The organism is Streptomyces sp. 8K308, assembly GCF_004348315.1.
Lineage (GTDB): Bacteria > Actinomycetota > Actinomycetes > Streptomycetales > Streptomycetaceae > Streptomyces.
The window spans coordinates 1-5,417 of sequence record NZ_SMKC01000417.1; the positions used below are offsets into that span (position 1 = coordinate 1).

A 5,417-nucleotide genomic window follows, 5' to 3' on the forward strand; every position below is an offset into this window, starting at 1 on the left:
GGGAGGGTGGGAGAGGACGGTTGCGTCATACCGTCGAGTGCAGCGAGGCCGGCCGTCCGCCGGCCTACCCGCGCCCGTCGCACACATGGCGTCTCCATGACAATCCGCCGGCCCCGGAATAGCGACGGCGGGCGGCGAGTTGAACGCAGCATGACCGAACACGCCGAGGTGCTGCGCTACGCCGCCTTCACCACAGAACCCGAGGGCGGCAACCCGGCGGGCGTGGTACTTGACGCCACCGGCCTGCACGACGCGGCCATGCAGGACATCGCCGCCGCCGTGGGCTACTCGGAGACCGCCTTCCTCACCCCGTCGGGGCGGGCCGGCCGTTACGAGGTGCGCTACTTCAGCCCGCTGGCCGAGGTGCCGTTCTGCGGGCACGCCACCGTGGCCGCCTCGGTGGCGCTCGCCGAGCACGTGGGACCCGGCGAACTGACGTTCCTGACGCCGGTCGGCGAGGTGCCGGTGGTGGTGCGGCAGGCCGACGACGGCGGACCGGTGGCGACGCTCTCCAGCGTCGAGCCGCACCAGGAGCCGGTCGCCGTGGCCGACCTGGCCGAGGCACTGGCCGCGCTCGACTGGTCGGCCGGCGACCTCGACCCGGCGCTACCGCCGCTGATCGCGTTCGCCGGCGCCCGGCACCTGGTGCTCGCGGCGGCCGGTCGCAAGCGTCTGGCCGCCCTCGACTACGACTTCGACCGGCTCAGGGACCTGATGCTGCGGCTCGACCTCACGACGCTGCAGCTCGTGTGGCGGGAGTCACCCACCGTGTTCCACGTGCGCGACCCGTTTCCGGTCGGCGGGGTCGTCGAGGACCCGGCGACCGGCGCCGCGGCCGCCGCGCTCGGCGGCTACCTGCGTGAGCTCGGCCTCGTCCCGCCGACCACCACCCTCACCCTGCACCAGGGCCACGACCTCGGGCGGCCGTCCCTGCTGACCGTCGAGCTGCGCGCCGGCGACCCCCGCGTCCACGTCACGGGCGCGGCGGTCCGCATCCCCTACGGGACGCCGTAGCGCCCCGTAGGGGGATCACACGCGCAGCCGCGTCACCCGCTCGTGGGTATGCGCCTCGATGTCCTGCACGGTGGTGTGCAGCAACTGGTGCGACAGCTCGGAGAGCGCCCGCGCCGCGGCCAGCTCGCGCCCGATGTCGGGCACGTTCTCGTCGGCGGGGTGCGCGCGGGCCACGCCCTCGGTGACCAGCACGGTGTCCGGCCGGTCCTCAAGACGCGCCTCGGCACGCGTCATCCGGCCGCCGTCCTCGCTCGAGTCGATGGACAGGCGCACGTTCCAGGTCTCCTCGTGTGCCATGATCGGCCTCCCTGGTACATCGGGAACGTCTGAGGAGTGCTCGGGCCTTCGCCCTCCTCCCATGGTCGCTCTCGCTCGCCGCCACTGCACATCCCCTGGTCGGGGCCCGTGCCGGGCCTCACCCGTCGGGCTGGCAAGCTAGGGGAGGGCGGAAGCCGGGCCGTGCGACAGACCAGGTGGACCGATGCCAGAGCGAACGACAGCAGGAGCGAGCGGCGGCGAGGCGCCCGCGCGGTGGGCGGTGGCCCTGCGTCGCACCCCGGTGTCGATGTGGCGGGACGACATCGACCACTGGGCGGCGGCGCTCACCTACTACTCGGTGCTCGCCGTCTTCCCCACCCTCTTCGTGGCCCTCTCCGTCATCGGCATCGTCGACCCCCGGGTGGCGCAGGAGCTGCTGTGGCAGTTCAGCGCGCTGGTGCCGGCCGGCTCCCGGCCGGACGTGGTCAACGCGCTGCATGACCTGTCGAACGAGCGCTCGGCGGCCTGGGTGGTGACGGTGGTGGGCGCGATCAGCGCGCTGGTGTCCGCGTACAACTACCTGGCGATCTTCCGGCGGGTGCAGCACGCGATGCACGGCGTGACCGACCATCGCCCACCGTGGCGGACCATCCCGCGCACCATGCTGTCCGCCCTCGGGCTGCTGGCGCTGCTGGTCGGCAGCGCCACGGTGCTGGTGCTCACCGGCGGCGCGGTGCGCGTGATCGGGCGGCTGCTCGGCCCGGGCGAGGCCGGTAGCACGGCGTGGGAGCTGCTGAAGTGGCCGCTGCTCGGGGTGCTGGTGACGGGCCTGGTCCTGGTGCTCTTCCGCACCGGTCCCGCGGGCGCGCGGGTGCCGGCCAGGGGCGTGCCCGGCGGGGCGCTCGCGGTGCTGCTGTGGCTGGTGACCTCGGCGGCGTTCGCACTGTACGCCTCGGGGGTGGGCACCTACGACCGGCTCTACGGCTCGCTGGCCGGGATCATCGTCTTCCTGGTGTGGCTGTGGGTGTCCAATCTGAGCCTCCTCGCCGGGGCCCAGTTCAACGCGGAGCTGGCCCGGCTCACCCCGCCGATGGCTCCGCCACGACCGGCCGTCCCGCCGCTGCCGGCGTACCCGCCGGCGGTCGGCAGGGCGACGGCGCCGGCCGGCCCGCAGCGGAAGGAGTCCCGGCCGTGACCCGACCCCCGGTGGCGCTCGACGACCTCGACCGGAAGATCGTCGCGGCCCTGATCGCCAACGCGCGGACCAGCTTCGCCGAGATCGGCGCGGCCATCGGCCTGTCGGCGCCGGCCGTCAAGCGCCGCGTCGACCGGATGCGGGAGGCCGGCGTGATCACCGGCTTCACCGCGACCGTGCTGCCCGGCGCGCTCGGCTGGCGCACCGAGGCGTACGTCGAGGTCTACTGCGACAGCGCGGCCCCGCCGCGCCGGCTGGCCGAGGTGGTGCGCGACTACCCGGAGATCATCGCGGCGATGACCGTCACCGGCGGCGCCGACGCGTTGCTGCACATCAGGGCCACCGACATCGAGCACTTCGAGCGGGTGCTGGAGCGGATCAGGGCCGAGCCGTTCATCCGCAAGACGATCAGCCAGATCGTCCTCTCCCACCTGATCGCCAACTCCCCCGAGGCCGGAGCCAGCCCGAGCCCTCCCCCCGCGCAATGAATCGCCGCCAGCCGGCATGACGACGCAATGGTCTTGCATACACACGCAAGTACCGTTTCTTGTCGCCCACATCCTCCCGTTTCTACCGTCAAAGGGAAGAACCGAGAGGAGAGTCGCCAGTGCCAGGCAAGCTCGCCCGCCCGCGGCGCTACCTGATGTGCGAGCCGCGTCACTTCGACGTGGCCTACGCCATCAACCCCTGGATGAACCCGGCGGGCACCGTCGACCGGGTCCGCGCCCAGGCCCAGTGGACCGCGCTCGTCGACGCGTACCGCGCGCACGGCCACACGGTGGAGACCATCGCGCCGGTGCCCGGGCTGCCGGACATGGTGTTCGCCGCCAACTCGGCGCTGGTGGTGGCCGGTCGGGTGCTGGGCGCCAGGTTCCGCGCCGTCCAGCGGCAGCCGGAGTCCGCCGTCTACGAGGCCTGGTACAAGAACGCCGGCTACCACGTCCGCCAGCCCGTCGAGGTCTGCGAGGGCGAGGGCGACCTGGTCCCGGTCCGCGGCCTGGTGCTGGCCGGCACCGGCTTCCGTACCAGCCGGGCCGCCCACGACGAGGTGCGGGAGCACTTCGGCCTCCCGGTGGTCACGCTGCCACTGGTCGACCCGCGCTTCTACCACCTCGACACCGCGCTGTTCGCGTTGGACGACGGGCCCGCCGGCACCATCGCGTACTACCCCGGCGCCTTCTCCGCCGAGGGCCGGGCCACGCTGGCCGGGCTCTTCCCCGACGCGCTGCTCGCCACCCGCGAGGACGCGCTGGCCTTCGGCCTCAACTCGGTCTCGGACGGCCGTCACGTCTTCGTCGCGCCCCAGGCCACCGGCCTCATCGGCCGGCTCGCCGAGCGCGGCTACGTCCCCGTCCCCGTCGACCTGTCGGAGATCCACAAGGCCGGCGGGGGCATCAAGTGCTGCACCCAGGAGCTGCGGTCATGACCTCTCACGCGTCCCACGCCCCACGCTCCTCGGCGGAGCTGATCCGCGCCGAGGAGTCCAGGCTCGCCCACAACTACCACCCGCTGCCCGTCGTCGTGGCCCGCGCCGAGGGCGCCTGGGTCGAGGATGTCGAGGGCCGCCGCTACCTCGACATGCTGGCCGGCTACTCGGCCCTCAACTTCGGCCACCGCCACCCGGCGCTGGTCGAGGCCGCCCACCGCCAGCTCGACCGCCTCACCCTCACCTCACGCGCCTTCCACAACGATCGGCTCGCCGCCTTCGCGGAGGGCCTGGCCGAGCTCACCGGGCTGGACATGACCCTGCCGATGAACACCGGCGCCGAGGCGGTGGAGTCCGCCCTCAAGGTGGCCCGCCGCTGGGCCTACCGGGTGCGGGGCGTGGCCCCCGACCGGGCCACCGTGGTGGTCGCGGAGGGCAACTTCCACGGCCGCACCACTACCATCGTCGGCTTCTCCGACGACCCGGAGGCCAGGGACGGCTTCGGCCCGTTCACCTCCGGCTTCCGCACCGTCCCCTACAACGACCTGCCGGCGCTGGCCGCCGCGATCGACGAGACCACGGCCGCCGTGCTGATCGAGCCCATCCAGGGCGAGGCCGGCGTGGTGATCCCGGACGACGGCTACCTCGCCGGCGTCCGCGAACTGACCAGCCGCGCGGGCGTCTTGTGGATCGCCGACGAGATCCAGTCCGGGCTGGGACGCACCGGCACCACGTTGGCCGTCGAGCACGAGGGCGTGCTGCCCGACCTGCTGCTGCTCGGCAAGGCGCTGGGCGGCGGCATCGTCCCGGTCTCGGCGGTGGTCGGCCGGCGGGACGTGCTCGGCGTCCTGACCCCGGGCAGCCACGGCTCCACCTTCGGCGGCAACCCGCTGGCCGCCGCGGTCGGTTCGGCCGTGCTCGACCTGCTGCGCACCGGCACCTACCAGCGGCGCGCCGCCGAGCTCGGCCGGGTCCTGGACGCCGGCCTCTCCGCGCTGGTCGACGAGGGCGTCGTCGCCTACCGCTGCCGCGGCCTGTGGGCCGGCGTCGACATCGACCCGGCCATCGGCACGGGCCGGGACATCGGCGAACGGCTCCTCCACGAGGGCGTCCTGGTCAAGGACACGCACGGCTCCACGATCCGCCTGGCCCCACCACTGACCATCACGGAGGACGAACTCACCGGGGCGGTCGAGACGTTGGCCAAGGTCCTGAGCCGCGCGTAGCGCGCCACCGCGCACGGTGCGGACCCGCGCCCACCCCACCCGCCCCCCAGCGGATGGCCTCGCGCGGCGAGCCGCCGGCCCGCGGCCGGCCGCGCCTTCGGCGATGGCACGCGCCTGCCGTGGCCGGCGGCTGCGTGGCAGCCAGTCCCGACGCGCTCAGCGCGGAAAGGGCGCGCGGGCGGGCCCCGGGAAGCGCCACCCGGGCTGACGCAGCCATGCCGCTGGCGCGAAGCGCCGGGGCACCGCGGCGCGGCCGCCAGCCGCAACGCGCGCAGCGCGGAAAGGGCGGGTGGGTGGC

6 protein-coding genes are annotated in these 5,417 nt (G+C 74.0%); 5 read left to right on the top strand and 1 reads right to left on the bottom strand.

Going from position 1 to position 5,417, the window contains the following annotated elements; translation table 11 throughout:
* Positions 1-150 precede the first annotated feature (150 nt).
* On the top strand, positions 151-1,014 hold the full coding sequence (locus tag E1265_RS32925; RefSeq protein WP_132934628.1) for a PhzF family phenazine biosynthesis isomerase: 864 nt from the start codon (positions 151-153) through the stop codon (positions 1,012-1,014).
* Between the two features lie 15 nt (positions 1,015-1,029).
* On the opposite strand, the gene E1265_RS32930 is transcribed toward E1265_RS32925, so the two are convergent.
* Complete coding sequence (locus E1265_RS32930) at positions 1,030-1,311, bottom strand: DUF1876 domain-containing protein (RefSeq protein ID WP_207931303.1); 282 nt, start codon at positions 1,309-1,311, stop codon at positions 1,030-1,032.
* A 184-nt stretch (positions 1,312-1,495) separates the two neighbouring features.
* On the opposite strand from E1265_RS32930, the gene E1265_RS32935 reads away from it, so the two are divergent.
* The 4 genes from E1265_RS32935 (at position 1,496) to rocD (ending at position 5,119) form a co-directional block, all read left to right on the top strand.
* Entirely contained in the window at positions 1,496-2,467 is a 972-nt protein-coding gene (locus tag E1265_RS32935; RefSeq protein WP_132934629.1) for a YihY/virulence factor BrkB family protein, read from the top strand.
* Complete coding sequence (locus E1265_RS32940) at positions 2,464-2,955, top strand: Lrp/AsnC family transcriptional regulator (protein ID WP_132934630.1); 492 nt, start codon at positions 2,464-2,466, stop codon at positions 2,953-2,955. The genes E1265_RS32935 and E1265_RS32940 overlap by 4 nt, the downstream gene beginning before the upstream one ends.
* A gap of 119 nt (positions 2,956-3,074) precedes the next feature.
* Positions 3,075-3,893, top strand: a complete 819-nt coding sequence (gene ddaH, locus E1265_RS32945) for a dimethylargininase (RefSeq protein ID WP_243741283.1) — start codon at positions 3,075-3,077, stop codon at positions 3,891-3,893.
* Entirely contained in the window at positions 3,890-5,119 is a 1,230-nt protein-coding gene (rocD, locus tag E1265_RS32950) for an ornithine--oxo-acid transaminase (protein ID WP_132934631.1), read from the top strand. The genes ddaH and rocD overlap by 4 nt, the downstream gene beginning before the upstream one ends.
* Positions 5,120-5,417: the final 298 nt, after the last annotated feature.